The organism is Sediminispirochaeta bajacaliforniensis DSM 16054 (genome assembly GCF_000378205.1).
Lineage (GTDB): Bacteria > Spirochaetota > Spirochaetia > DSM-16054 > Sediminispirochaetaceae > Sediminispirochaeta > Sediminispirochaeta bajacaliforniensis.
The window spans coordinates 1-26448 of the sequence record NZ_KB899433.1; the positions used below are offsets into that span (position 1 = coordinate 1).

Sequence of the window (26448 nt, forward strand, 5' to 3'; positions counted from 1 at the left end):
AGATAGTAGTGAACCATACGTTCACTTTTCCCGAGTGATTCAGCGATTTCTCTGATCTTCTTGCCCTGTCGTTTCAACATCTGTGCTTCATGCATCAGTAACTCCAGCATTGTAGGGCGTACTCCTTGTTTTCATGATTGTTTGGCTACAACCATTACAAGGCAGTACTGCCCTTTTTTCAAGCCGGAGTCTGCAATTTACCTCCGGTGTTTTCCTGCAATTTACCTCCGGTGGCGACAACGAATCACAGGAATTAAGTTAGTTGTTTAAAAGTTCTTATCCAATATCAGGATCATCAAAATAATCCATCCCATGAATCGGAATGATACCTAGAATTTGTTCTCTAGACCTTCTCGCCTCTTCCACATTTCCGTTAACAATACTTTCATACATCTGCTCATGAGTGTCTGAAGTAAGAACGGTGTTTAATCCAGCTGCGCGTCGACGATGGGCTCGCGTTGATATAAGTTGCATGATATGGTCTCTGATAAGTTGCTGCACCATGTAATAGATGTCTATATACAGGCGATTGTGACTTAATTTAATAATCCCATAGTGAAATGCAAAATCTGCTTCGACTAACTGCTCCAGATATTGACGATTATCTATATCCTGAAAAAAAACAGCTGATTTTTCATAGTATTCGTCAAGCAACTCTCGTAAATGTGCCTTCTCTTCATCAGTAGCTTTTATGATAGCCAAGGATTGGCATTCACCTTCTAAAAGATTACGAAGTTGTTCCACATCCTTACGACGTTCTTTTTCGCTATAGACCGCCGCTATTTCACGTAAGATAGGTTTCAAAGAGAAATCTTTAACAAACGATCCTTCGCCTACTCGTGTCTCGATCAAACCCAATGTACTGAGCTTTTGCAGTGCCATGCGTACACTAAGCCTATTAACACCGAATGATTGTGCAAATTCACTCTCTGATGGTAACTTGTCACCAGTCTCCCACACATGATCAAACATGTCATGTTTGATAGCATCGCACACTTGATCAACAACCGAGACCCGACTAATTCTAGACTTACTATTTACTTTATCCATATATAGTTAAGAGACCTTTTCACTTCTGTTGAATACCAGTATTGAAGAAGCATATTTGATAAGATGTATGTTATACTCTATCAGTTTATTTGTCAATTTTCAGGAATTGCATCAGCAGTTTTCAATGTAGCAAAAAATACCTGCTTAGATCAATCAGGATACACATCTTCTGTATGGAGAATGCTTCACAGAAATGAAAGAACCCTTGAGGCAATTGCCGGAGGCGACACAGTTGCAAAGGTAACGGGTTTTCCGAGAGAATGTATTTATCATTTTAATTTCTTTTTTTCACAGAGTCTCTTATTATTAACTCAGATTCCAGACGGGTGTCCAAATCAGTTATTTCTTTGTTTTTTATCAAACGTAGCAACTTCTGAATGGCTAATTGTCCTTTTTCCCTAACATCTTGTCGCATGGTGGTCAATGCAGGACTGGTCATTTTGGCGTATAGGTTATCATCGAATCCGACTAAAGAGATATCTTCAGGAATTTTAACACCCTTTTGGGTTAAGAATTTCACGGCATCAGCGGCATAATAGTCGGATGCAAAAATAAGGCCGTCCACGTTTCTAAGTTTTCCAGAATATGCTGATATTGCAGGTGACGCTCTGATTGATTTCGAGATATAGGAAAAAAGTATTCATCCTTCCAAGGGATTCCCTGTTCCTCCCGCACGGCCTGAAAACCCTTCAATCTCATAAGGTCAACTCCCGTGGGAGTTACATTATCAGCCAAAAAAAGGATATGTCTGTGTCCTGATTGGATTAGATATTCCGTCATTTTTCGACCTCCAGAATAATCATTCAACCCTACATTATGGTAAGTCGTTTTGTCGTCGTTGAAGTAACTATCAATAAAAACAATAGGGGTATCAGTCCTGTTCTTTAATTCTTTACTTCCTTCAGCCTGCAGTCCTATTATGACTAATCCATCAATTTTCCAGCTTTGTGCCAGACGTAAAACCTCTTCAGCTTTTTCTGATACATAGAACATCATAAAATAGTTATTAACACGTATTTCTTTTTCCAAAGTACCTATGATCATTCCCTCAAAGGGGTCTTGAAGTACATTTTCGTTGTCTCTTTCCGTATAATTCAGAATTACTCCTATCATTTGAGAATTTTTATGCGCCAGTATCAATGCTCCCATATTAGTGGAATGATGCGCATCTTCTATGACCTGTTGTACTTTCTTTCTTGTCCCTTCTACCATTTTGGAAGTACGTCCGTGGAGTACATTAGAAACAGTAGTGGGGCTCTGATGTGCTTTCTTTAATATGAAGGTGTTACGTAACACCTGGCACCATAACCCCAGCCAAAAATATATCAAGAGAAATCAAATGAAAATCGATATCACGAATTCTCGTTCAGAATAGCAACGATACGTTACTTCCTAATCTTACTTTTTATGCGTTTTATTGGTTTTAGAATCTTCTCTCTATGTTCGTTTAATCTTTTGTTCAGCAATAAATCACTTTCACCATTAAAGGGTAATAAGAAATGAGTCCTGTTCTTGATGCCTTGTTCGAAGCGGTCGCGTAGTTCAATTTTAAATTTCTCATACTCTACGTGCCACTTCTGTCCGCTGTCAATGACAGACATCTTAATTCGATTTGCAAGGTTGAATGATACAACTACATCAACATTGAAAACGCCAAAAAAGATTCCTACAAAGAAGACTAAATCATAACGAAATAGTAAAGAAATGAGATTTTCTTTTAGCATAGGATAGATAAGATAATAAAAAGCTACTCCTATAAGAGTCCAGAGAAGGGTGTAAAATGGACAAACAAGCCCCATTATGTTTAGTTTATTTTGTCGGTAATCCCACAATCGTATTTTAAAGAAATTTATAAAGAAGAGTCCTGTAAAAAACTCAAGTGCAGTAAGCGAAACGATAAAAATGGGAATCAGACATACAATGGTTATCTTCAAAGAAGATAGGAAATAGAGAACAATTGTACCAAAACCATATAAAGGAAGCCATGGCCCGTTAAGAAAACCTGGGTTTATCCATCTTTTGGCCAAACCGAAATATCTTCGCCACAAAAGTTCTATACACCAACCGAAAATTGTTCCGCACATAAATAAGAATGTCATCTTTATTATCAATTCCATAGGTTACTTTATCCTTCGAAATGGGAAAAGTAAATAATAGGATTTTATGCACTTGCTGTGTAGTGATTTGATCACTGGACGTGGCCATCGAAACGTTATCGGTGGATAAGCTTGTGGTCACACATGTGGTCACATAAACCCGAAAAAAAATCCCATAAAGAATAATTCTTTATGGGATAAATAATTATTTCGGGCTGGGCGGATTTGAACCGCCGACCCCATGTCCCCCAGACATGTACGCTAAACCCCTGCGCTACAGCCCGATATAGCGCGACAAAAATACCACATGGCAGATTTTATGTCAAGGAGCGTCATTTTTCACCTCATTCTCCTTTTGTGATACCTATTTCTATATACAGCATAGGAAAAGCGAGTGATATACCACCAATATTCGGAACAGTAAGAAAAAGTCAAAAACTGGCAGATATCTGATAGAATATATAATATATGCGAAAAGAGGTGAAATGTTGCAGTACAGAAACTTTCCATCAGGCGATGAGCGCTATCCGATTTTGGGATTCGGCTGCATGCGGTTTCCGACGCTCACCGAAGGTTCCGGAATCGATAGGCAACGGGCTGAAGAGATGCTTGATTATGCACTTGAGAAGGGTGTCAACTATTTTGACACTGCCTGGCCCTACCACGACGGAGAAAGCGAACCCTTTCTGGGGCGTTTTCTGGAAGAGCGAAAGGCTCGCAATCGGGTTAACATAGCTACGAAGCTACCCAGCTGGCTTATCCGCAGAAAAGAAGATCCTATGTCTTTTTTCCTGCAACAGCTTGAGCGCCTCCGTACCGACCATGTTGATCACTATTTGCTTCATTCGTTGAATTCTCATACTTGGAATCATCTAATCAAATTGGGGATCTTTGATTTTCTCGATGAGATCCAGGGGAGAGGTCACGCAAAGATGGTCGGATTTTCCTTTCACGACGAATATCCCCTTTTTCGGGAAATTCTGGAAAGCTATCCCTGGGATTTTTGCCAGATTCAGTACAATTTTCTTGATACCAATTATCAGGCTGGATTGCGGGGCCTGAAACTTGCTGCTTCAAAGGATATTGGTGTCGTTGTCAGCGAACCTCTGCGGGGAGGATGCATCACACGGCAGGTTCCTCCGGAGATCATGGCGATCTGGAACGAAGGAGCTGCCTATTCTCCTGCGGAATGGGCTCTGCGGTATGTCTGGGATGATAGTAGGATCCAGGTGGTTCTCAGCGGTATGCGGACGCTGGAAGAAGTCGAAGAAAATGTCCGTATAGCCTCGACAGTTCGTACCGGCTCCTTGGGGGAAGAGGATTTTGAGCGCTATATTCGCGTATCCAGATTTTATGAACAGCGGCAAAAGGCTCTTTGTTCCGGGTGTCGCTATTGTATGCCCTGTGCACAGGGGGTAGCCATTCCCGAGATTCTTCGATACCTCAACGAAGCATGTATGTTTCGAAATCCGGAAGGCGCCGCCGATTTATATCACAGAACCATCAGGGAAGGAAAAGGAGCCCAGCTTTGCATATCCTGCAAGGTATGTGAGCGATCCTGTCCCCAGCATCTGCCCATAGCGGATCTCATGCAGGAGGCAGTGGAGGTTCTGGGATGACCCCGTTTAGTGAGCGGATTATCGATGCCATTCGTTCGATACCCGTTGGCACAGTGGCCTCGTATTCGGGTGTCGCTCTTTGGGCCGGAGGACCTCCAGGAGCGGCTCGTCAGGTTGCTCGTCTTCTTCACTCTTCTTCATCCTCCAGGCACCTGCCCTGGTATCGGGTGATCGGGGCCGATGGCACGATTAGATTGCCGGAGGGGGGCGGGCGAGAAGAACAGGCGGCCTTGCTGGCCGGAGAAGGGGTGGAGGTCTCAAGCTCCTGGCGTGTCGATTTCCTACAATTTGGTGTTGACGCCCCGGTTCCCGGCCTTTGGCAGCCTGTATCCCAATAGACGATTTTCGTAAATTTCGATACTATCATGCTTCATGGATCTTAAGAACGGAATACGAAATTGGTCGACGGCTGATGCCGCCGAAATGTACGGAATCGACAATTGGGGTCACGGATTCTTTGATCTCTCGGAAAAGGGAGAGGTGCGTGTTAAACTGCCCTGGGGCGGTGGTGAAAAGCGTGTCAGCCTGCTTGATATCGTGGACGGCATTGAGGCTCGTGGCTATGGCTTGCCCGTTCTCCTTCGTTTTCCCGATATTCTGGGCGAGCGGATCCGTATCCTCAACGAATCATTTGCCAAAACCATGAAGCAATACGAGTATCGTGGTACCTACCGTGGTGTCTTCCCCATCAAGGTGAACCAGCAGCAACAGGTAATCGAAGAAGTTGTTCGTTTCGGCCAAGCGTATCATCACGGCCTTGAGGCGGGCAGTAAGCCGGAGCTTCTCATTGCCCTGGGAATGGTTCGGGATCCTGAAACCCCCATCATCTGTAATGGGTATAAAGACGAAGAGTTTGTCGACCTTGCCCTCTACGGGGTAAAAATGGGGCTCCAGGTGATTCTCGTGATTGAACAGCCCGGGGAGATATCCACCATTATCCGACGTTCGAAAAAACTCGGGATTGAACCGACCTTGGGGCTGCGGGTCAAGCTTTCCTCCACGGTCGGAGGAAAATGGGCTGAGTCGGCCGGTGATCATTCGGTGTTCGGCCTCACCGCGGGCCAGTTGGTCGACGCGGTTGAGGAACTATCCCGGGCGGATATGCTTGGCACCCTGCGGCTGCTTCATTATCACCTCGGAAGTCAAATACCCAATATTCGCGACATCAGAAGTGCTGTTCATGAAGCAAGCCGCTATTACACCGCTTTGGTACATGAGGGTGCTCCCATGGGCTACCTGGATATCGGCGGCGGATTAGGGGTCGATTACGACGGTTCTCGAACCACCTTTGTAAGTAGTAAAAACTACAGCCTTGATGAGTACTGTTCCGATGTTGTGGATGTCATCAAAATGGTCATGGATGAGGCCGGTGTCGACCATCCGACGGTCGTTACCGAATCGGGGAGGGCGACCGTTGCCTACTATTCGGTCCTGCTTTTCAATATTCTCGATGTCAATAGCCTCCACGACAAAGCATTGCCCGATGCCATTCCGGAAGAGGCCCCGGAGGCTTTGACAAACATGCTTGAGGCCTATAAGGGGATCAGCATCAAGAACCTTCAGGAGAGCTACCATGATATCATCTATTATCGTGATGAATTGCGTAATCTTTTCATGGTGGGCAATGCGAGCCTGAGGGACAGAAGTGTCGGTGACTCAATTTTCTGGCTCGCCCTGGACCGGATTGTCCAGTTGAGCAGAAAGATGCGTTTTGTCCCCGATGAGCTTCAGAAGGTGGAATCGATGCTGGCTGATATCTATTACGGCAATTTCAGCCTCTTTCAAAGCGTTCCCGATAATTGGGCCATTGATCAGCTTTTTCCCATTATGCCGATTCATCGACTCAATGAAGAACCTGATCGCCGGGGGGTCCTTGCCGACATCACCTGCGACTGCGACGGAAAGATCGATCACTTCATTGATCTCTACGGTATGCAGGAGTATCTGCCGTTGCACAGCTTTTCCCCTGATTCCCGATATGTCATAGGAACCTTTCTCGTTGGGGCCTATCAGGAGACCCTTGGCGATCTCCATAACCTTTTTGGCGACACGAACATTGTGAGCGTGGCCTTGGACGAAGAGGGGGAAATTGCCTGTACCCGTGAGGTCGAAGGTGATTCGGTCTCGGATGTGCTTAGCTATGTAGAATATGATCCCAAGCGTTTGATCGAGGGGTTTCGTCGTCTTGCCGAAGATGCGGTCCGCAAGAAATCGATCACCCCTTACGACCGAAAAGAGATCATGAAGGCCTACATCGACGGCATGCAGGGCTATACATATTACGAAGTATAAGCCCGCTTGAAGCTATCGGAGGAACATGCAATACTTTTAGAAAATGGTACAAGAGCTTGCTTCTTCCGAAAAACGTGACGCCAGAAAATATCTGACCTGCTTTGAAGGTACTAACGCTGCTTCCTACATTCTCATCAGCGGACAGATGATTATTCTCCTTGCGCTCAGGCTGGGGGCTGACAATTTTTTCGTCGGCCTCGTCAGTTCTTTTCAATATATTGCCTTCTTCTTTATGCTGATAGGTCGGGCGGTGGTTGGACACATGGGCCTAAGGAAGATGATGTTCAGATTCTGGATACTTCGCAGCCTTTTACTTGTTCCTGTCCTTTTTGCTCCCTTTTTTGCCGCTGCAGGACATAAAGAGATTGGCCTTCTTCTTATTGCCCTTGCGCTTTTAGGATTTCATATTTTTCGTGGCATTGCGATCATCGGATTCAATCCCATTCTGGGGATGGTGACGGAGCAGCGAACCATGGGTTCGTTTCTGAGCCGTCTTCAGATTGTCAACCAGACCGCGACTCTTGTTTTTTCGCTGATTGTCGCCCTCAGCATAGGAAAAAGTGCTCCGTTATGGCGTTATGCCTTCTTTATCGGGCTTGGCATAGCACTCGGGCTTTTGGCTGGTGCTATCATTACCAAGTTCCCTGATCCCGTCCTAACAGGCGGAGAAAAGGACGATGGCTTTTGGGTCGGCATTCGAACGGCATTGAAGCGCAGTGATTTTCGTCGCTTCATTATCCACTTTTTTCTCCTGTCGCTTGTCACCGGCATGGCCGTTCCCTTCATCATCGTCTATGCAAAAGAGGTGTACCTGAGAAGTGATCAAACGGTGATGCTGCTTACCGTCGTGGGAGGATTGGGTGCCATCGCTATGGGGCTCCTTTCCCGACTTCTCCTGGATCGTATTGGAGCAAAACCGCTTTATATGCTCTATACCATGCTTTTTACCGTTTCGCTTGTTCCATTGGTAATTGCTCCGGACCTCGACGGAGGAATGATCTTTTTTCTCCTTGCCGTCGTTTTCTTTTTCTACTATGCAGGGCAGCTCGGCGGTCAGGTCGCAAGTAAAAACTATTTTTACGCCATTACCGATAAAACCGAACATCTGAACCTCGGGATTGTCTATCAGATGATGATGGGAGTGGGGAATGCTGTCGGAGCCCTGACAGGAGGAGCCCTGCTCGGCCGTTTATTGGCCCTTCCGACGTTTACCCCGGTAGATGCTTACCGAATCTATTTTGGTGCTTTACTTTTTTTCTTTCTGGTAATGATGGCGACGGCTCTTTTTATCAAGGATGCGGGACGCTATACGGTGGGAAACGCTCTTTCCATAATTTTCAGTCCCCGTGACCTTCGGGCCGTCGTTCTTCTTGATAAGCTCGACCGGTCGGAAGATGTCCAGCAGGAAATGAAGGTTTTGGACGATATTGCCGAGGTCGGAAGTCCCGTTGCCGTTGATGAGTTACTCGGTAAACTGAAAAGTCCCCGGTTCTATGTAAGGGCAAGGGCCCTCAGGGCTTTGGAAGCCGTGCCAGTGAATCAGGAAATTACCAAGGTGTTGATCCGGGAGGTAAAAAAGCGAACCTATACGACCGCACATATTGCGGCAAGAATCATCGGCCGAAAGCGACTGAAGGACGGAGAAGCTGTTCTTATCTCTGCTTTACGCTCCCCCGATTATCTGCTGAAAGCGAATGCCATGATAGCCCTGGCCAGAATCGGCGGAAGCGATAAGCGGTCTCTCATCGAAGGAACCCTTGAGCGCAGTCATAACCCGATGGTCATTATGCATGGTGCAGTCGCTCTTCAGCTGCTCGGCGACATAGCAGCGTTGCCCGCCTTGGCGGGGCTCCTGAAGCGAAAGGATCCTCCTTCCTTTTTGCGGGATGAGATCATCCTTTCCATGGCTGCTCTTCTTTCCATGGAACGCTGGTTTTACCCCCTCTACTCCCTTTTTCAGGCGAAAAGAATGGATGGTGTCGATGAGCTACTCGATCGCTTCAATTCGGGGCTTGGAAAAGAACAAAAGGATGAATTTGCCGATCTGCATCTGGCTTGCTCGCTTATCCTGAAACAGCCGGAGCGTTTTTCGGAAACACTGATCCCGGTTTTCAAGAGGCTTCCTTTGCCTCATGGGCTTGAATCCGAACTCTTGGTACAGCTTGCTTCCGATCCCGAGCTCCTGCGCTTTGAACGGCTTCGTTTTTTCCTTGCGGCGATGTCGGTTCGATTTCTGCTCGGCGGCGGAAGCGACCATAAAAAGCGCTCACGAAAACATGGCAAGCGACTCTATCGACGAAAGGATGATCCTATCGATCTGTGAATAATATCACTCTTTCATTTTACTGCCGCGCGAACATAAGCGCTGCCACTATACCAAGAGCGATTCCTGCGACCGCCTGCGGGTAGGTATGTCCAAGAAGGGTTTTCAGCTTTTGGGGTTGATAGCCGTGTTCGATAAGGTCCGCCAGCTCGTTGCTCATTTCGTTGATGATTTCCGCGTGCTTTCCTGCCGCCTGCCTAATGCCTGTCGAATCGTAGATTACCACAACGGCAAGAACCGCAGAGATGGTAAAAAAGGGGCTTCCAAAGCCCTTGGTCAAACCCATGGAGACCGCAAGACAGGAGACAGCAGCGGAATGGCTCGATGGCATCCCCCCGGTTTCTCCCATTCGCCTGAGATCGAGCTTTTTCTCTATCAACAATTCTATAAGGACTTTCAGAGCCTGTGCCGTCATGGTGACGGCAAGGGTAAGCCATAAAATTCTATTTTGAAGAAGTGCTTCCATTGCGACTATTGTTATCCCCTTTTGCCGAAACGGTCAAACAGCCGGGGCTGCTTTTGTATCTGTTTTTGGTCGTCTGCCTTACTTTCATCACGTTGAGGAACTTTCGCAATTAATTTCTCTTTTTCTTTTAATTCCTTCAAGCGACGCTTCTCCTTTGTCTTTCTCGATTTCCTCATACTCTCGCCGAGATAAAAGAAAAAAGAGAATAGTACTCCCACAACAATGCTGATGAGGATGACCGCGACAGAGGAAACCCCTTGTGTGACATGTCCGAAAAGATTGACATCGGTGGTATATGGGACATTGAGAGCCACAAAAACGGCTAAAACGATGAGTAACAAGATATCTATGATCAGAGAAATCATCTTTTTTCGCCCCTTTTCTTCATTTTTGCTGCATACTCCTCGATGCCTTGCATCGGGGGCCGTTCTTCTTCGATGATGTTGAACTCGATCGATTCGAATTGATCCTCTTTAACCTGAAACTGTCTGAGCACCGTTTCAAGCTCAAGGTCGTCACCGATGATATTCAAGCTCTGAAGTCTATTAAAGAAGGTTTGCAGGATACCAAACGACATTTTCCCAAGGCTCCTGGTATCCTGATTCCGATGGACCCGTTGGTCGAGGTCTGTTTGTGCAAAGGCCTCCATTCCCAAAAGCTGATAGATATCGATGAGGTGGCTGGTTTCAACTCCGTAGCCGATGGGAAACGGAATCTGCTCAAGGACCGCTCGCCTCACGGCATATTCGCCCGACAAGGGCTGTATAATTGCCGATAATTCAGGAAAAAAGAGGCTGAAAAGTGGCCGTACAAGAATCTCGGTCACTCTTCCCCCTCCTGAAGGACGAACCCCCTGGCTAAAGGCCAGAGGTCTGTCGTAGAAGGCCTTTACATACTGGACTTCGGGCCGATAAACAAGGGGGCCTATCAAACCGTAAGCAAAACGTGGATGTATATTCTTGATATCGGCATCGATATACACAATGATATCTCCTCGAAGCTGGTAGATCGCCTTCCAAAGGTTTTCCCCCTTGCCCCGCTTTGGCTCAAGACGAGGCAGAATATCGGAAGCAAGGTAGGTGTCGGCTCCAAAGGATTTTGCCACCTCGATGGTTTTGTCCGTAGACCCCGAATCGATGATTGCAATTTCGTCGATGAGCGGGTAGTGATTCATCAGCTCCGATCGGAAAAGGACGACCTCTTTGCCAATGGTTTTTTCCTCGTTCAGGGTTGGGATACACAACGAAATGGTGAGCTCCCGGCGCTGCTTCTCTGCGACCAGTGCTGACAGGTCGGAAAAATCGGTATGGTGATAGGTATTCTTTCTGATCCAGTTGTTAAGATTCATTACAGTACCCCCTGTCGATGGCTAGAATCAAGCCGAGGAGCTGGGCTATCCCAGTATAGATTGGTTCGATTTCGATGGACTCATTTCGTTTATTTAGGTTCTCTCCGTCGGTGATCCCGAGGGTGACCGCCGGAATGTTTTTATCGATAAAGGCCGACAATTCCGATGTGCTGGGGCTTATTCTGGGGGTGATTCCCAGACTGTTCATGATGAGCCTGGCATTTTCGGCAAGAGGATGGGAGAAGGAGATACCGCCGGGCTTTCTTTGCCCGAGAAAATGGATATTCACTTCGGAGCCGTTGTGGCTTGATACCTCTTCGGCAATATTCTGGATTTGGGTTTTGAGTTGCTGAACCATCTCTCCCGATTCGCTCCTGATTTCCAGGCGCAATACCGCATCGGTTGCAATGGTATTAAATCCCCTTCCGCTGTTGATGGAACCGAGAACGATACTTGTCTTCGGCCGTTTGGGAAGAGGAATCTCGAGAATCCTGTCTATCAGTTCATTTACCGTTACGATCGAACCAACAGCACCGAAGCGGGTCCAGTCGTACTCTTCAGGAACGCGAAAGGCAATCTCGCAGCGGACCATACCGATGGAAGAATAGCTTATCCGCCCAAGCTTTACTCCTTCCACACACACCCCCGCCGAAATCGGCATATCGGTATTGTCGAGGAAAAAGCGTAATCCCTCGATATTGCCTCGGCCGAGACTTCTGGCCGATCCCATCAGAATTAAATTACTGCTGAGCTTGATGTCGAGCTCCTCCATAAGGGAGGGGAGGGAGACTAATGTTGCGACACCCAGTGCATTGTCGCCGACAGCCGGTCCCACGACACGATTGGGATGAATGGAAATTGTATGATCGATCTTCTCGTCGAAGACCGTATCAAGATGAGCGACTATGAGGATATTTCGATCACCGTTTTCTCCCGGGAGAATGCCCAAACCATTTCCTACCTCATCGGTCGAACAATTGAGGAGCTGATTTTCGGTGAGGCGGTGAACGAAGTAGTCCATTCGTGCCTGTTCCCGGAAGGTCGGAGCCGGAATTTCTCCCAACATCACGAGGTTCGCAAGGACGATATCCCGCAAAGACCTTAGCTTGACCGGATACTCCGAAAGGCCTTCAATGAGATTATTTATCTGTTTTTCCATAGGTATCTCCTTCCATAGTGTACGCGAGAGGAGCTGCTCTTGCAACCATTACCATTAAGGAAGGAGTGCAGCAGCTATATCAGAAATTGCTCCATATAGCTGCCGATATCTTCGCTTTTTATCGGCTTACTGAACAGAAAACCTTGTCCATGCTCACAGTGGAAGGATTCCAACAGTGTTGCCTCTCCTGGGTCCTCTATCCCCTCTGCTATGACCGATTTATCCATGGAATGGCCCAGTTCAACGATGGTTCTCAGAAGTCTGCTCCCCGGATTTTCCCTTTTCATGCCCGTGACATAAGCGCGATCGATTTTCATGGCATCGAAAGGCACATTCCTGAGGAGGTTTACCGAGGAATAACCCTCTCCAAAATCGTCCAAATGTAACCCGACCCCCAGACCTTTTATCTGATTCAAGATCGTTTTTGCCGTATCCATACTTTTGATGATTGCGCTTTCGGTTATCTCTATGATCAGCGTTTCAGGAGATAGCCCGCTTTGCTTAAGGGTCTCTTTTATATCCTCAATGAGTTTTCTGCCGGCGGCAAGGTGGCGGGCAGAGATGTTGATACTCACCGATGGAAGGTTTTGAAAGGAGGAGAGGGACTTGTGCCATTGTGAAAATTCGCTGCATGATCTTTGAAGTACCCACCTATCGATTTCGACGATAAGATCGCTCTCTTCTGCTACGGGAATGAAAGACGCGGGAGGCAAAAGCCCTTTTTCCGGATGATGCCAGCGAATCAAGGCCTCAAAACCTGCAAGGCTTTTTGTGGCAAGGTTAATGATTGGTTGATAGTGGAGCTCGAATTCATCATGTTGCAGGGCATTTCTAAGCCCCCGTTCTATATCCATATGTGCCAGGGCCCCTGCCTGAATATCCTCATTGAAGATTTCGTAGCAGTTCTTTCCCAGCTCTTTTGCCCGGTAAAGGGCAAGATCGGCGTCCCGCAACATCTCCTCGGCGTTGATATATCGTGGATTGGCAATGGTAATGCCGACGCTGGCACTGGTGCTGATCTCGTGTACGCGATTTTCGATACAAATACAAAAGGGGGTTTTCATGCTTTCGATGATACGCTCAGCCGCTGCGATCACCGCTCGACTTTCTCCAATGTCTTCCATCAGGACGACAAATTCATCTCCTCCCATTCTTCCGATGGTATCGACATCCCTGAGGCAATTTCCCAGGCGAACTGCGGTTTCCTGGAGCACCATATCTCCCGAAAGGTGCCCCAGCGAATCATTAATCATCTTAAAGCGATCAAGGTCGATGTATAAAAGGGCGAAAGCGGCACCGTTCCTGTGCATATACTTGCTGAAAACCAGCTGTAAACGCTCTGTAAACATCTCCCTATTCGGCAATCCCGTCAGGCTGTCATGATAGGCTGCGTGGTGAAGCCGTTCCTGGGCCTGGCGTCTGGAAGCAATTTCACTTTTCAAAGCGAGATTTGTCTCCTGAAGCTCTTTTGTCCGTTCCTGCACCATTGCCTCCGTCCTGCGATAGAGATCTTCAAGTCTGTCCAATGCATGATGATAGTTTCTGATGTCCTGAACGGCAACGATAGCCCCCGCCCTGGCCTTGTCCCGATCGTGGAGCCATGAAAGAGAAAGGCTTGTGTGAACAGGATTTCCATTACGGTCATAGAGGATGCGTTCCAAGCCGTTTATCTGCTCCTCCCGTACCGCTTCGAGCACGACCCTTCTATTTTCGCGGTTTTCGGTGAAAAAAAGGTTCTTCCCTATAATTTCTTCCGGACGATAATCGAAAACCTCACAAAATGCATTATTGATTACCTGAATGTGGCCTTCCGTATCACAAACAAGCAAGGGATCTGGCATGGTCTGAAGAATTTCATCGGCAGCAAAACGTGCCGACGGCCGAAAGAAAAAACGGTATCGTACTCCCGCAAAGAGGAGAAAGAAAAAAGCGGCCGAAGCGACCTGTCCAATGGGAAGCAGCGGCAAACCACACATTGAAAGATAATCCGTTAAAAGGAGAGCCATGCAGGCTACCGTAAGGGGAAACCAGAGAATTCTGCGCCATTGGGCACTACTTACGTTGGCGAATAGTTGCTTACCCATTTTACGCAGTTGTACGGTTATACGAAGGACAAAATAGAGAATATACCAGGAAAAATGGTAATTAGGCTTTGGGAGAAAGCCGGCGGGAGTGATTGTCAGACTGTTTTCCGTAGCTTTAAGCGTGGTTGTCCTCACCATAAAGATGAAGTAGGTGATCCCTGCTATCACAAAGAATAAATCAACAACGGCGGTAATCCGTCTTTGCTTCGTTGGGCGATCTTCATCGAAGCTTGCAAAGTAAAAAAGAAGAGCTGGCTGGTAGAGGAGAAAACCCAGGAACCAACCGGTGGCCCAGAAGATTGCCTCACTTCGGTGTGACGATAAGAGGGTGAGGGCTTCAAAAAGCATCCAGAACGAAGCAACGGCTCCCGGCATGAAGATCATGTTTCCCAGGAGGCTGCTTTCTCGTTGAAAGTAAATCCCGGAAGTGAGTACGACAACAATAAGCAATGACACAAAGGTTATAAGAGACCACCCGGAAATAAGTACTATCATGGTTACGTATCAACCCCTGAGAAACTATTCAAGATAAAAACTCTTACATATACAATAGTATCTACTTTGAGCGTTTACCTAGTGTTCCGAATAGTGGTGCTATCCCGACTATCGGGATAGCGTCATCACCAGGATTCCGGACACTACCTTCTTTTTATCGGCATTCTCCTGTCCCCGCTTTAAACGCTAAAAAAGTATCGAAGAGAAAGCCGCCCCTCCTCCTTGCAAGGATAGAGCGGGTTTACTATTATTTTATCAGCAACTTGGAGTGCAGGCAGGAGGTTCCAATGCCAGATAATTTTGATTTTTCCGTTCCCTCGCTTGGTGAACCCAATATACAGTCGCCGATTAAAATGTCGACGGTCAAAGGTGATTCCATTGCCAACTATGTCAGTGATTCCGAGCGGATCCTCTTTGAGATTGATGCGGCCGCCGGTGACACCAGGGGGCCTTTTAAGACCGAAGAGCTTCTGGAGCGTGCAGGACCGCGGGAGAAGGTTTACTTTAATCCTGCACATGTCCATGCCGCTGTTGTCACCTGTGGAGGTTTATGCCCCGGCTTGAACAATGTGGTCAGGGCCATCGTCCGGTGCCTTTGGTACAGCTATGGTATAAAGCGTATTACCGGCATCAAAAACGGGTATCGCGGTTTTCTTTCCGAAAGTAATTTCAGTACCCTGGAGCTCGATCCCGAGTATGTCGATGATATTCAGGCCCGAGGCGGTACCGTTCTTGGCTCGGCCCGGGGTGGTGGAGACAGGGTCGGGGAAATTGCCGATGCAATCGAACGCCTGAATATTAATATGCTTTTTACTATTGGAGGCGACGGTACCCAACGGGGGGCACTTGAGATTGCCGAAGAATTGGAACGGCGAGCTCTGCGGGTTTCCGTGATTGGCATTCCGAAGACTATCGATAATGACCTCTCCTTTATTCAGCGTTCTTTCGGGTTTGAAACAGCGGTGGAAAAGGCTGTCGATGTTGTTCGAGGTGCCCATGTCGAAGCACATGATACCATCAATGGTATCGGCTTGGTAAAAGTGATGGGGCGGGAAAGTGGGTTTATTGCAGCCTATGCCGCGCTTGCCATGAGTGATGTTAATTTTTGCCTTATTCCCGAGAGTCCCTTTGATCTGGATGGTCCGAACGGCCTATTGGAAAGCCTGCGAAAACGCCTGCTTGATCGAAATCATGCGGTCATTTTGGTTGCAGAGGGAGCCGGGCAGGAGCTTGTTTCGGAAACGGGAGAGACAGATCTCTCCGGTAATAAGCGTCTTGCCGATATCGGGGTGTTTTTGAAGGAAAAAATCAAAGCATACTTTAAATCCATCGACATGGAAGTAAATATTAAGTATATCGATCCCAGTTACATTATTCGGAGTTCTCCGGCAAACCCCAACGATTCGATTTACTGCAGCAGGCTGGGCGCCCACGCGGTCCATGCGGCCATGGCCGGTAAGACGAAAACGTTGATGAGCATGGTGAACAATACTTTTGTCCATCTTCCCATGCGGGTTGCGGTTTCTAAGCGTAAACACGTCAATACCGAAGGAAGTCTGTGGCGTGATGTGGTTGAAAATACTCGGCAGCCGGTTAATATGTGTGACAAGGGCGAAAAAACACATGAAAAGGGTATGAAGCAGGAAGGGAAGAAGTAACGATATTGATTCCCCATCTCCATTCGAAGATAAAAAAACTTCCGACCGTCTGATCGGAAGTTTTTTTATGTCTTTACCCTTTTATCGGTTTATCATATCGGCATGCCGAATGCCGGTTTCCGTTTCGGCAACTTCCCTTTGCGTCTCTTTTTTCTCTATCTGCTTACTTTTTCCCTTTTCTTTCTCCGTATCCAACACAAAGCCGGAGAGCAGGCTCGACAGCATTGTTACTACTTCTCTGTTTTGGGTGGCGACTTCCTTTAGGTGGGAAACTTCCTCAACGATATTTTCGTTGCCCTCCGCCTGATCCATAGTCGCCTGCTGAATTTCGGAGAAAATCTGGACCAAGGTTGATATTGAAGATCTGATAATGCGATTTTTTTCTTTTTGCTCATGGGCGATTGATCTAATTTGACTCGTTGCATCGACCAAGGAGTTGATCGCCTCAAGAATTTCCTCGGCTCCTGAGTTCTGCTCATCCATTGCAGCAGCAATCTCATTTATCAGATTCGTGGTTTTGTTGATGTCTGCCGTTACTCTTTGGAGCGAAACGCCGGCTTGTTCGGAGAGTGTAACCCCCTTATTGACCCGTTCGACCATTTCGTTGATCAGCGAGGTGATCTTCTTTGCACTCGTAGAGCTGTTTTCGGCAAGAGAACGAACCTCTTCGGCAACAACCGCAAAGCCCTTACCTGCATCACCTGCATGTGCCGCCTCGATGGCTGCGTTCATCGCCAGCATATTGGTCTGTGCCGCTATTTTGGTAATAACCCCGACAATATTGTTTACCTCTTCTGAAGAGACCTCTACCTCTTTTACAGCCTGCACAGAGTTATCCACTGCCGATCGTCCCTCGTCGGCAACCTGCATGAGGGTATCTGCAAGGTCGTTGGCCCTGCCTGTGGCCTGGCTGACGGATTTTATGCTGGCGGCTATTTCGTTCATGGCACTTGAGGTTTGCTCGACAAAGCTTGCCTGGGTATTGACGTTTTCACTAATGGTATCAAGGCTGCCGAGCATGCCCTCGAGACTCAGCTTTGTATCGTTTACAACCGAGGACTGACGAGTCGCATTGACGCTTACCTGCTTAACAGCCGCAGCCATTTCATTGGTTGCGCTGACGGTGTTCTGAAGCACTTCTTCAAGGGTCTTACTCGAGTCGTTAACTTCCAAACTTGCCTGTACGATATCTTTGAGCATCAAGCGAAGCTTTTCGAGAAAAACATTGAGACGATCAGCCACATCCCCTATCTCATCGAATTGCGTGATGGTAATTCGTCTCGTTAGATCTGCGTTTCCGGTTGACAATTCTTCAAGCTTACGCGACAGGCTTTTTAGTTGCCGGGTTTGGGCCCGGGAAGCAATAAACTGAATGAGAAAGGCGATGATCAGCATGGTAATAAATACAATCTGGAAAATCTTTTCGGGATTGAGTCGCTCCGTCTGTGCATTGTCCAAAGGAAAATCAATGCGGTCCGCCGGCACATTCAGTTTGGCCGAGACGCCATTTTTGTACTCTGTTCTCGCTTCATTCAGATCAATGTCGCCTTTAACGACCTTTTCAATAAGATCGGTAAATTGTGAGCTGCCTTGTATCACCGTACTACCGACATCAATGAAGGTTAACATGAGAAAAGAGGCCAGAAAAACCACTACCAGTGTTTGCCTAAGAATCAAACTTTGCTCTCTGGTTCCCTTTTCCACCGAATGAAATCCAAGTATCTCCCTGGGGCGTTGAAGAATGATGGTGTTGAAACTATTCTGCAGCATTCCGAACACACCGCCGCTGGCCAGATTTTCAAGAACAAGAAATAGTATTTCCGTTGAAGAAAGATGCTGTTTCGCAATCTCATGAATTGATCCCAATTGCATGCAGAAAATATTTGCAAGGAGCACAATACGGGGAAGGCGGGAGAGAATTTTCCTGGCGCGCTGCTGCTCGTCGCTATCAACGTGCTCTCCCTTGAATTTGTTGAGCACTGTTTTATGAAGGGGCTTGAGATAGAAAAAGAGCAGTAAATCAAGAACAAGAATCTGGGGAAGAACGGTGAACAACATAAGTGTACCGATCCTCTCCACGATGATCGAAAAGGCGTTGACCCCATAGGTCATTCCCTCTACCACCATCTTTAAGAGTTGGGTTGCAAATACACTGACAAAGATAACGAGTGTGATGTTTATGAGGATTCTCACCCTGAATGCCTGAAAACGTTCACTGGAACGCAGTGTAGGAAACGACGTATGTGCCATCGAAGGCTCCTTGGGAAGAAAATTACATCTAATGATAATCGACGTAATCATCTATGGTCAACCGGCAGGGAGGGATGTCCATGTTTAACTTGGAAAAGGTCGCTTTTAGCCTTCTCTTTTCATGATTTCGAGCGCTACCTACAAATTTGTATGATTTTTGAGAAATTTAGGAAACCATCATTTTTTTTCTTTAAAATTGTGAAAAAAAGTGCGAAAAAGACTTGACCATTCCGATTTGTTTGATTACGTTACTGGAGAAAATTGATGTGATCAATGGTTCATAGAACCGGAGATCGAAATGGCTTTTTTGTGATAAAGCTTGTAACCATTTCCAGCCAGAATGGTTTGCTTTATTGCAGAGAGCATGAAATCTTTTTTCATCGACCTCCTTTTAGATGTTCCCCCCAGGGTTTTGTACCTCCTTTTCCCTGGGGGGTTTTTTTGTCCGTCACCTATTACAAAGATGAGCTATCATACGTGGTTTTCGTTATGTTTAGCGAAGTAGTGTGTCGAAGGCCAAGAGTTCCTGGTCTTTTGTTTCTCCCGAAAGGAGCTTTTTCGTTAGAATCTTACCCAACTGGACCCCTTCCTGGTCGAAAGAGTTGATATTCCAGAGGAAGCCCTGAAACATGACCTTGTTTTCAAAGTGGGCCAACAGAGCTCCTAACACTTCGGGAGACAAGCGGTCGCCGACCAACAGGCTTGAGGGGCGTCCTCCCGGAAAGCTTTTGTTCGGATTCTCATCTTCTTTGCCCTTTGCGAAGGCGATGATTTGTGCGGCGAGGTTCGCGTTCAATTTCCTTTGGCTGCTGATTCCCGCCTCGTCGTTTCGGTCCTCTCCACGCTGACTTTTTTTGAATCCGATAAACTGGAGAGGAATTATGTCGGTTCCCTGATGAAGAAGCTGGTAGAAGCTGTGTTGTCCGTTGGTTCCCGGTTCTCCGAAAACCACAGGTCCGGTGGAGTAGCCCAGCGATTTCCCGTCTCGATTCACCCTTTTACCGTTACTTTCCATATCCAACTGCTGAAGATGGGCAGGAAATCGGCTAAGGGCCTGACTGTAAGGAAGCACTGCGGTAACCGGATAGTGAAGGATGTTTCTAAGATAGAGGCCGATTGCTGCGTCCAGAAGGGGCGCATTTTCCCGAAATGGGGCGTTTAGAGCGATTGCATCGGTTTCAGCCGCCCCTTTGAGCAGTCTATCAAAGACTTCGGAACCAAAGGCGAGGGAAAGGATGACTCCTCCGACGGCGCTGGTTGAAGAGTAGCGTCCTCCGATGAAATCATCGATATAAAAACTATCCAGAAGCGTATCGGAGCCTGCAAGGGGACTGGTTGCGCTGGTAACGGCCACCATCTGCTTTCCAGGTTTCAGACCGGGAATTCCCTTTGATTCCAGCCATGAAAGTACCAGATCCCGGTTCGTAAGGGTCTCCTGGGTGGTCCCGCTCTTGGAAACCAGAATGAAGAGGGTACGTTCGGGGTCGATGCCCGAAAGCACGGCCGCAGCGTCGTCGGGATCGACATTGCTGATGAACAACCCCTTCATTTTGGCTTCCACGGCTCCCTCCAGGGCGAGGTAGAGGGCACGCGGGCCGAGGTCAGAGCCTCCGATGCCGATCTGGAGCACCGTGGTAAAAGCCTTTCCCGTGGAGCCGGTGATCTCCCCGGCGTGCACCTTGCCGGCAAAGTCGGAAAATCGTCTCTGCTGTTCGCGATAAAAGGCTCCAATGTCCTGGCCGTCTTCAGCAATCACCGTGCCGGCCAGTTCTCCCCTGCAAAGGTGATGGAGCACCTTACGCCTTTCGCCGGTATTCATCACCCCGCCGCAGGCAAGAAGGCGGAATTTTTCGATGAGCTGCATCTCTTTGGTCAGTTGTTCGAGCAGTTCGAGCTGCTTCTCTCCGACTGGCATGGCTGCATAATTGTAGCTGAGACCAGCCCCCGAGGCGGCTGTTTTCTCGTCGATTGCGGAAGTGGTAAGCAGCTTTTCCAGAGAAAGAGGCGAAAGTGTTTCAAGGGCTTTGAAAGCCTTTGCCTGATCGAGGTCAATATATGATATGTTTGTTTTCTCCATGGGAACAGGATGTTGCTTCCCGGACGTATTGTCAAGCGCGACTATGTAAGAAAAAAGGCCGCCGATCCATATGAGGAATCGACGGCCCCAATGTTACCACAAAGAAAGATGAAAGCCGCTATTTATCGTGAAAGGTTGCAGCGGTTCCGAGCATGGCGGGAGCCTGCCCTGTTTCCGCATCCATTTTTTTGTGGACCATCGCCGCCACGCCCGTAGAGAGGCCGTAGAGGTTGATGAATCCGGTCGCATCGGCGTGATTATAGCTTGTCGCGCCGAAAGAGGCGAGATCCGCCATGTAAAGCGAATAGGGTGAACGTCTGCCTCCGACGATGATGTTCCCCTTATAAAGTACAAGCCGAACCTCACCGGTTACATACTTGCATGCTTCGGCCATGAAGGCATCGAGAGACCTTCTGATGGAGGTGAACCACTTTCCGCTGTAAACCACCTCTGAATACTTCAGGGCCATCTGCTGTTTCATCGAAAGCACATCGGGATCGATGGTGATCATCTCGAGCTCTTTCAGGGCCGCAAAGAGGATCGTTCCTCCCGGGGTTTCGTAGACTCCCCGGCTCTTCATTCCGACGAGTCTTGTCTCCACCACATCCGACCGGCCGATACCGTTTTCGGCCCCAAGCCTGTTAAGCTCTTCAAGAATCTCCAGGAAACTCATCTTTTTACCGTTCAGGGCAACGGGCTTGCTCTTATCGAACTGGAGGATGATTTCGGTCTCCTTATCCGGTGCGTTTTGGGGACTTTTGGTAAGCTGGAACATGGGTTCCTGCGGCCTGTTGTAGGGGTCCTCAAGATCTCCACCCTCGTGGCTCATATGCCAGATATTCCAGTCACGGCTGTAGATATTTTTCTTGCTGATGTTTCCGAGGGGAACGTGGTGTGCGGTGGCATAGTCGATGGCCTCCTCACGGCTGGTGATGTCCCAGACCCTCCAGGGGGCGATGACCTTCAGTTGGGGAGCAAGGGCCTTGAAGCTCAATTCGAAGCGAACCTGATCGTTTCCCTTTCCGGTACAGCCGTGGGCAACAGCCTGGGCCCCCTCCGCCATGGCAATTTCCGCAATATGCTTTGCCTGCAGGGGGCGTGCGATGGCGGTTCCCAGATAATACTTTCCTTCGTAGATTCCGCCTGATCTGATGAGGGGGTAGAGATAATCATCACAGAACTCATCCCGAACATCTCTGATGTAGAGTTTACTTGCCCCGGAATCGAGGGCCTTTTGTTCCATGTTGTCCCACTCTTCGTCCTGTCCGACATTGACACAGACACCGACAATTTCGCTGCCGGGATAGTGCTCTTTCAACCATGGAATAATGATGCTGGTGTCCAGCCCACCCGAATAAGCGAGGGCAATCTTTTTAATTTCCGAACTCATTAGGTTCTCCTTGTTTTGTGTAGTAGTATGTTTCTGCGGGGGTTCCGAAGCTTAGCCTCGACGGAGGAAGCGTCCCTTCATCTGAATTTCGATCAGAAATGTTGCGTGATTATGCATCGTTAGGCTCCTATTTCGGGAATGCGTTCCCGGAAGGTCTGAAGAAGGTCTTCCTTCGTCACACCTTCCCGGAGCACGACAAAGATGGTATCGTCTCCCGCGACACTTCCAAGGACCTCAGGAAGGTTGAGCTTGTCCAGGGCAAAGGCGACACTGTCCGCATGGCCCTGACGGGTTTTGATAACCCCCAGGTTTCCGGAGAACTCCATGGAAACCACCCCCCGATGCATGTCCTGGACAAGTCCCTTTTCCGACTCATTGGAGTTTTCATCCTCCGGAAGGGCGTAGTAGTAGCCCGACCAGCCGTCGGAAATCTTACCCACCTTGAGAAATTTAAGGTCGCGACTCAAGGTCGCCTGGGTAACCTTGTAATTCTCATCATGAAGCCGCTCCAAAAGCGCTTCCTGGCTTTCTATCCTGTTTTCCCGAATCAGTTCCCGTATCTTACGAAGGCGTTGGCTACGTTCCTTCATTGTTTCTTCCTGTAAAAATGAATATTTATACCGAAAATTTGTATAAAAATTATGATGAATTACCTTTTTTTGCAAGTGGTTTTTTAAAAAAAAGTGCTTTTTCACATGATTATACGTGATTGTCAAAAGAGCCCGCCTCGGGTAGAGTTTGGAAATGGATGTTTTGGGCTGTTCAAACCCCTTCGGGGGTGCCGTTTACTACGAACCTGTCGTCGATTCCACCATGCATCGGGTTCGAATGCTGGTTTCCGAGGGCCGAAAACCCGGTTTTGTGGTGGCTGCGGGATTTCAGCAATCCGGCCGCTGCCGGGTATCCGGAAGGCGCTGGGAATCGGCTCCCGGAGAAAGTCTGATGTTCACCGTCGCTCTTCCGAAGGATCGTGTCGAGGGACGGGGGGCGCCCTTGCCCATGATTGCGGCCCTTGCTCTTGCGACCCTTATAGAGCGGAAAACGACGTTACACCCTCTTTTAAAGTGGCCGAACGACCTTTTGCTCGACGGCAAAAAGGTAAGCGGTATCCTTTGTGAGCGCTACGGTTCGGTTGCCGCCGTGGGGATCGGCTTGAATGTTGCCCAGAAATCCCTGCCGCTTGAGGGACGGGAAGGCAACACCTCCGCTTTCGGGGCTACCAGCCTCTTACTGGAGTCGGGGATGCTATTCGACCCTCTCAGCCTTCTGCCCGAGCTTCTTACGGCCCTTGATGCTGCGCTTTCCGATTCGCTTTGGCACCGGCGCTGCAGCGACATACTCTACCTCCGGGACCGGGAGATTACCTTGCTTGACGGTGACCCGAATGACGGTAGGAAGGTGCGCGGTCGTCTTGTGGGGATTGGAGAGCGCGGCGAACTCTTGCTTGACACCGGAGCCGGTGAGCCCGATGCTTTTTTTAGTGCTGAGATACTCTTTCCCCGCGCCAGGGACTCGGAGGGCGCCGAAGGCGGTCCTGAGCGATAGCGAAGGACGGGAGCGATGAGCGTACCCCGCAGAGGCCCGACCCGGCCGCGTAGCGGCTGGGGGGCGCCCGGAATAGATACAAAAAAGATAGAAACGATAGAGGAGGAGCAGAATCATGGAAAAGCCGACGCGGGAAGATGCATGGGCTCTTTTAACAAAGTGGACGGAATCAGAGGCTCTGATCAAACACGCATTGTCCGTCGAAGCGGTGATGCGGCATCTTGCCCGAAAGGCGGGTGAGGATGAAGAGAAGTGGGGCATCGTCGGTTTGATTCACGATGTCGATTATGAGAAGTATCCGGAAGAGCACTGCGTCAAGGTGAGGGAGCTGATGGAGGCCGACCACTGGCCCGAGGAGTATATTCGTGCGGTCCAAAGTCACGGCTGGGGAATTTGCGTCGATGTAGAGCCGCAAAGCGTAATGGAAAAGAGCCTTTTTGCCGTTGATGAATTGACAGGTTTAGTGACTGCCACTGCCTTGGTTCGTCCCTCCCGAAGCGTTTTGGATATGAAGGCGAAATCGGTAAAGAAAAAATGGAAGTCGGCGGGTTTTGCCGCCGGTGTCGACCGTTCGATTATCGAGAAGGGGGCCGCTATGCTCGGCGTCGAGGTGAGCGATCTTATCACCGATACTATCGAGGGAATGCGGACGGTCGCCGAAGAGATCGGCTTGAAGGGCACGGTCGGAGAAGAGGGCTAAAAGAGAAGAAAGCTGAAAAAGTACAAATTTTTTCTTGGCGTTTGCCCGAAATATTTGTATCTTAGCTTCAGAAATAGCATTAGCTCTTCATTATTAAACACATTAATAACACTAATAGAGAAGCGAGGTTATGACGATGGCGAAACAGCTCAGTTTTAACGAAGAGGCCCGCAGATCACTGACCAGGGGCGTTGAGAAGATTTCCAACGCGGTAAAGGTTACCCTTGGGCCCAAGGGACGAAATGTTCTGATTGACAAGAAATTCGGTGCTCCTACAGTCACCAAGGACGGTGTTTCCGTCGCGAAAGAGGTTGAGCTCGAAGATCCTTTTGAGAACATGGGTGCTCAGCTGCTGAAAGAGGTGGCGACCAAAACCAATGATGTTGCCGGTGACGGAACCACCACTGCGACGGTTCTTGCCTACTCCATTATTAAAGAGGGGATGAAGAGCGTTGCCGCCGGAATCAACCCCATGGGTATCAAGCGCGGAATCGACAAGGCTGTTGAAGATGCGATTGCGGAAATCAAGAAAAATGCAAAAGAGATCAAGGACAAGGAAGAGATCGCTCAGGTTGCAACCATTTCCGCCAACAACGATCGTGAGATTGGTGATGAGATCGCCAATGCAATGGAAAAGGTCGGAAAGGACGGTGTCATCACCGTTGAGGAGTCGAAGAACATCGACACTTCAACCGACTTCGTCGAGGGTATGCAGTTCGATCGCGGTTATCTCTCTCCCTATTTCGCAACCAACCGCGAGACCATGACTGCCGTTCTTGAAAGCCCTTATATCTTGATTCACGACAAGAAGATTTCCAACATGAAGGATCTTCTTCCCATTCTTGAGAAGGTTGCCCAGGCCAATAAGCCGATTCTTATCATTGCCGAGGATGTGGATGGTGAGGCTCTTGCCACCCTGGTTGTCAACAGCATCCGCGGAACCCTGAATGCCGTTGCGGTTAAGGCCCCGGGTTTCGGTGATCGCCGAAAGGCTATGCTCGAAGATATCGCTATTCTTACCGGTGGGCAGGTGATTAGCGAAGAGCTTGGAATGAAGCTCGAAAGCACCGATCTCACTCAGCTCGGTCAGGCAAAGACCGTCAAGGTTGAGAAAGAAAACACCACCATCATCAATGGTGAGGGTAAGGCTTCCGATCTTAAGGACCGAATTGCTCAGATCAAGGCCCAGATCGAGGATACCACCAGCGATTACGACCGCGAGAAGCTCCAGGAGCGACTTGCCAAATTGGCCGGCGGTGTCGCCGTGATCAATGTCGGTGCGGCAACCGAGGTTGAATTGAAGGAGAAGAAGCACCGGGTTGAGGATGCTCTTTCCGCTACCAGGGCCGCCATCGAAGAAGGGGTTATCCCCGGCGGTGGTCTTACCCTGATCCAGGCAGTACACGCCCTCGAGAAAAAGGATATTTCCTCCTTTGGTGATGAGGAGCAGGTAGGATACAGGATCGTCCGCCGCGCCTTGGAAGAACCGATCCGCCAGATCGCCATCAATGCCGGTCTCGACGGTGCGATCATTGCGGACAAGGCAAAGCACGAGAAGAAGGGCATCGGTTTCGACGCCGGAAAGATGGAATGGACCGATATGCTCAAGGCTGGGATTATTGATCCTGCCAAGGTTACCCGCAGTGCTCTTCAGAACGCCGCTTCCATTGCAGCGCTTCTGCTTACCACCGAGTGCTCCATTACCGATCTGCCCGAGAAGAATGAGCCCGCTGCCGGTGCTCCTGGTGCCGGAATGGGAGGCATGGGCGGAATGGGAGGCATGGGCGGTATGATGTAACATCGCTGTTAGGCGATGGCAGTATACCGTTTCACGGTTTTCTGTCTTGACTATGTAGGGCCCCTGTGCCAAGGTGCGCGGGGGCCTTTTGTGTTTAG

The 26448-nt window shown here is 48.6% G+C and carries 21 protein-coding genes and 1 tRNA gene; 8 read left to right on the forward strand and 14 right to left on the reverse strand.

Annotated elements, in window-relative coordinates:
• Positions 1-276: 276 nt before the first annotated feature.
• From F459_RS0119595 to F459_RS0119610, 5 genes are all read right to left on the reverse strand, one after another.
• Complete coding sequence (locus F459_RS0119595; protein WP_020614398.1) at positions 277-1050, reverse strand: FadR/GntR family transcriptional regulator; 774 nt, start codon at positions 1048-1050, stop codon at positions 277-279.
• Positions 1051-1324: 274 nt separating this feature from the next.
• Positions 1325-1570: a substrate-binding domain-containing protein gene (locus tag F459_RS23740; protein WP_020614399.1), complete on the reverse strand. Its 246-nt coding sequence runs from the start codon at positions 1568-1570 to the stop codon at positions 1325-1327.
• Positions 1567-2262: a LacI family DNA-binding transcriptional regulator gene (locus F459_RS23060; RefSeq protein WP_020614400.1), complete on the reverse strand. Its 696-nt coding sequence runs from the start codon at positions 2260-2262 to the stop codon at positions 1567-1569. The genes F459_RS23740 and F459_RS23060 overlap by 4 nt, the downstream gene beginning before the upstream one ends.
• Before the next feature lie 173 nt (positions 2263-2435).
• Positions 2436-3167 carry a putative ABC transporter permease gene (locus F459_RS0119605; protein WP_020614401.1) on the reverse strand — a complete coding sequence of 244 codons (732 nt, stop codon included), beginning with the start codon at positions 3165-3167 and terminating at the stop codon, positions 2436-2438.
• Between the two features lie 189 nt (positions 3168-3356).
• A tRNA-Pro gene (locus F459_RS0119610) sits at positions 3357-3430 on the reverse strand.
• Positions 3431-3631: 201 nt separating this feature from the next.
• Between F459_RS0119610 and F459_RS0119615 the strand changes: the two genes are divergently transcribed.
• The 4 genes from F459_RS0119615 to F459_RS0119630 are packed head-to-tail and all read left to right on the forward strand — an operon-like array spanning position 3632 to position 9380.
• The gene (locus F459_RS0119615; protein ID WP_020614402.1) at positions 3632-4765 is read left to right on the forward strand and encodes an aldo/keto reductase; all 1134 of its coding nucleotides are present in this window, start codon (positions 3632-3634) and stop codon (positions 4763-4765) included.
• Complete coding sequence (locus F459_RS0119620) at positions 4762-5103, forward strand: MGMT family protein (RefSeq protein WP_020614403.1); 342 nt, start codon at positions 4762-4764, stop codon at positions 5101-5103. Before F459_RS0119615 ends, F459_RS0119620 begins: the two co-directional genes overlap by 4 nt.
• A 34-nt stretch (positions 5104-5137) precedes the next feature.
• Positions 5138-7057, forward strand: coding sequence for a biosynthetic arginine decarboxylase (gene speA, locus F459_RS0119625; RefSeq protein ID WP_020614404.1), 1920 nt, complete (start codon positions 5138-5140; stop codon positions 7055-7057).
• Positions 7058-7100: 43 nt separating this feature from the next.
• Entirely contained in the window at positions 7101-9380 is a 2280-nt protein-coding gene (locus F459_RS0119630; RefSeq protein WP_020614405.1) for an MFS transporter, read from the forward strand.
• A gap of 19 nt (positions 9381-9399) precedes the next feature.
• Here F459_RS0119630 and F459_RS0119635 read toward each other — a convergent pair whose 3' ends face one another.
• From F459_RS0119635 to F459_RS0119655, 5 genes are all read right to left on the reverse strand, one after another.
• On the reverse strand, positions 9400-9846 hold the full coding sequence (locus F459_RS0119635; RefSeq protein ID WP_020614406.1) for a divergent PAP2 family protein: 447 nt from the start codon (positions 9844-9846) through the stop codon (positions 9400-9402).
• Positions 9847-9857: 11 nt separating this feature from the next.
• Entirely contained in the window at positions 9858-10211 is a 354-nt protein-coding gene (locus F459_RS0119640) for a lipopolysaccharide assembly protein LapA domain-containing protein (protein ID WP_020614407.1), read from the reverse strand.
• Positions 10208-11194: a glucosyl-3-phosphoglycerate synthase gene (locus F459_RS0119645; RefSeq protein ID WP_020614408.1), complete on the reverse strand. Its 987-nt coding sequence runs from the start codon at positions 11192-11194 to the stop codon at positions 10208-10210. The genes F459_RS0119640 and F459_RS0119645 overlap by 4 nt, the downstream gene beginning before the upstream one ends.
• Entirely contained in the window at positions 11184-12353 is a 1170-nt protein-coding gene (locus tag F459_RS0119650; protein WP_020614409.1) for a M20/M25/M40 family metallo-hydrolase, read from the reverse strand. Before F459_RS0119650 ends, F459_RS0119645 begins: the two co-directional genes overlap by 11 nt.
• A 74-nt stretch (positions 12354-12427) precedes the next feature.
• Positions 12428-14932 carry an EAL domain-containing protein gene (locus F459_RS0119655; RefSeq protein WP_020614410.1) on the reverse strand — a complete coding sequence of 835 codons (2505 nt, stop codon included), beginning with the start codon at positions 14930-14932 and terminating at the stop codon, positions 12428-12430.
• 287 nt (positions 14933-15219) lie between these two features.
• Here F459_RS0119655 and F459_RS0119660 point away from each other — a divergent pair, with 287 nt between their 5' ends.
• Entirely contained in the window at positions 15220-16590 is a 1371-nt protein-coding gene (locus F459_RS0119660; RefSeq protein WP_020614411.1) for an ATP-dependent 6-phosphofructokinase, read from the forward strand.
• Between the two features lie 81 nt (positions 16591-16671).
• Here the strand turns inward: F459_RS0119660 and F459_RS0119665 are convergent, their stop codons facing one another.
• The 4 genes from F459_RS0119665 to F459_RS0119685 all read right to left on the reverse strand — a co-directional run bounded on the left by F459_RS0119665 (position 16672) and on the right by F459_RS0119685 (position 22897).
• Positions 16672-18840, reverse strand: a complete 2169-nt coding sequence (locus F459_RS0119665) for a methyl-accepting chemotaxis protein (protein WP_020614412.1) — start codon at positions 18838-18840, stop codon at positions 16672-16674.
• A 493-nt stretch (positions 18841-19333) separates the two neighbouring features.
• The gene (locus tag F459_RS0119675) at positions 19334-20917 is read right to left on the reverse strand and encodes a glucose-6-phosphate isomerase (protein ID WP_020614414.1); all 1584 of its coding nucleotides are present in this window, start codon (positions 20915-20917) and stop codon (positions 19334-19336) included.
• 118 nt (positions 20918-21035) lie between these two features.
• Positions 21036-22307 carry an argininosuccinate synthase gene (locus F459_RS0119680; RefSeq protein WP_020614415.1) on the reverse strand — a complete coding sequence of 424 codons (1272 nt, stop codon included), beginning with the start codon at positions 22305-22307 and terminating at the stop codon, positions 21036-21038.
• A 119-nt stretch (positions 22308-22426) separates the two neighbouring features.
• Positions 22427-22897, reverse strand: coding sequence for an arginine repressor (locus F459_RS0119685; RefSeq protein ID WP_020614416.1), 471 nt, complete (start codon positions 22895-22897; stop codon positions 22427-22429).
• Between the two features lie 154 nt (positions 22898-23051).
• On the opposite strand from F459_RS0119685, the gene F459_RS0119695 reads away from it, so the two are divergent.
• From F459_RS0119695 to groL, 3 genes are all read left to right on the forward strand, one after another.
• Positions 23052-23852, forward strand: coding sequence for a biotin--[acetyl-CoA-carboxylase] ligase (locus F459_RS0119695; RefSeq protein ID WP_020614418.1), 801 nt, complete (start codon positions 23052-23054; stop codon positions 23850-23852).
• Between the two features lie 115 nt (positions 23853-23967).
• Entirely contained in the window at positions 23968-24552 is a 585-nt protein-coding gene (locus F459_RS0119700) for an HD domain-containing protein (protein ID WP_020614419.1), read from the forward strand.
• Positions 24553-24688: 136 nt separating this feature from the next.
• On the forward strand, positions 24689-26350 hold the full coding sequence (groL, locus tag F459_RS0119705; protein ID WP_026295128.1) for a chaperonin GroEL: 1662 nt from the start codon (positions 24689-24691) through the stop codon (positions 26348-26350).
• Positions 26351-26448 lie beyond the last annotated feature (98 nt).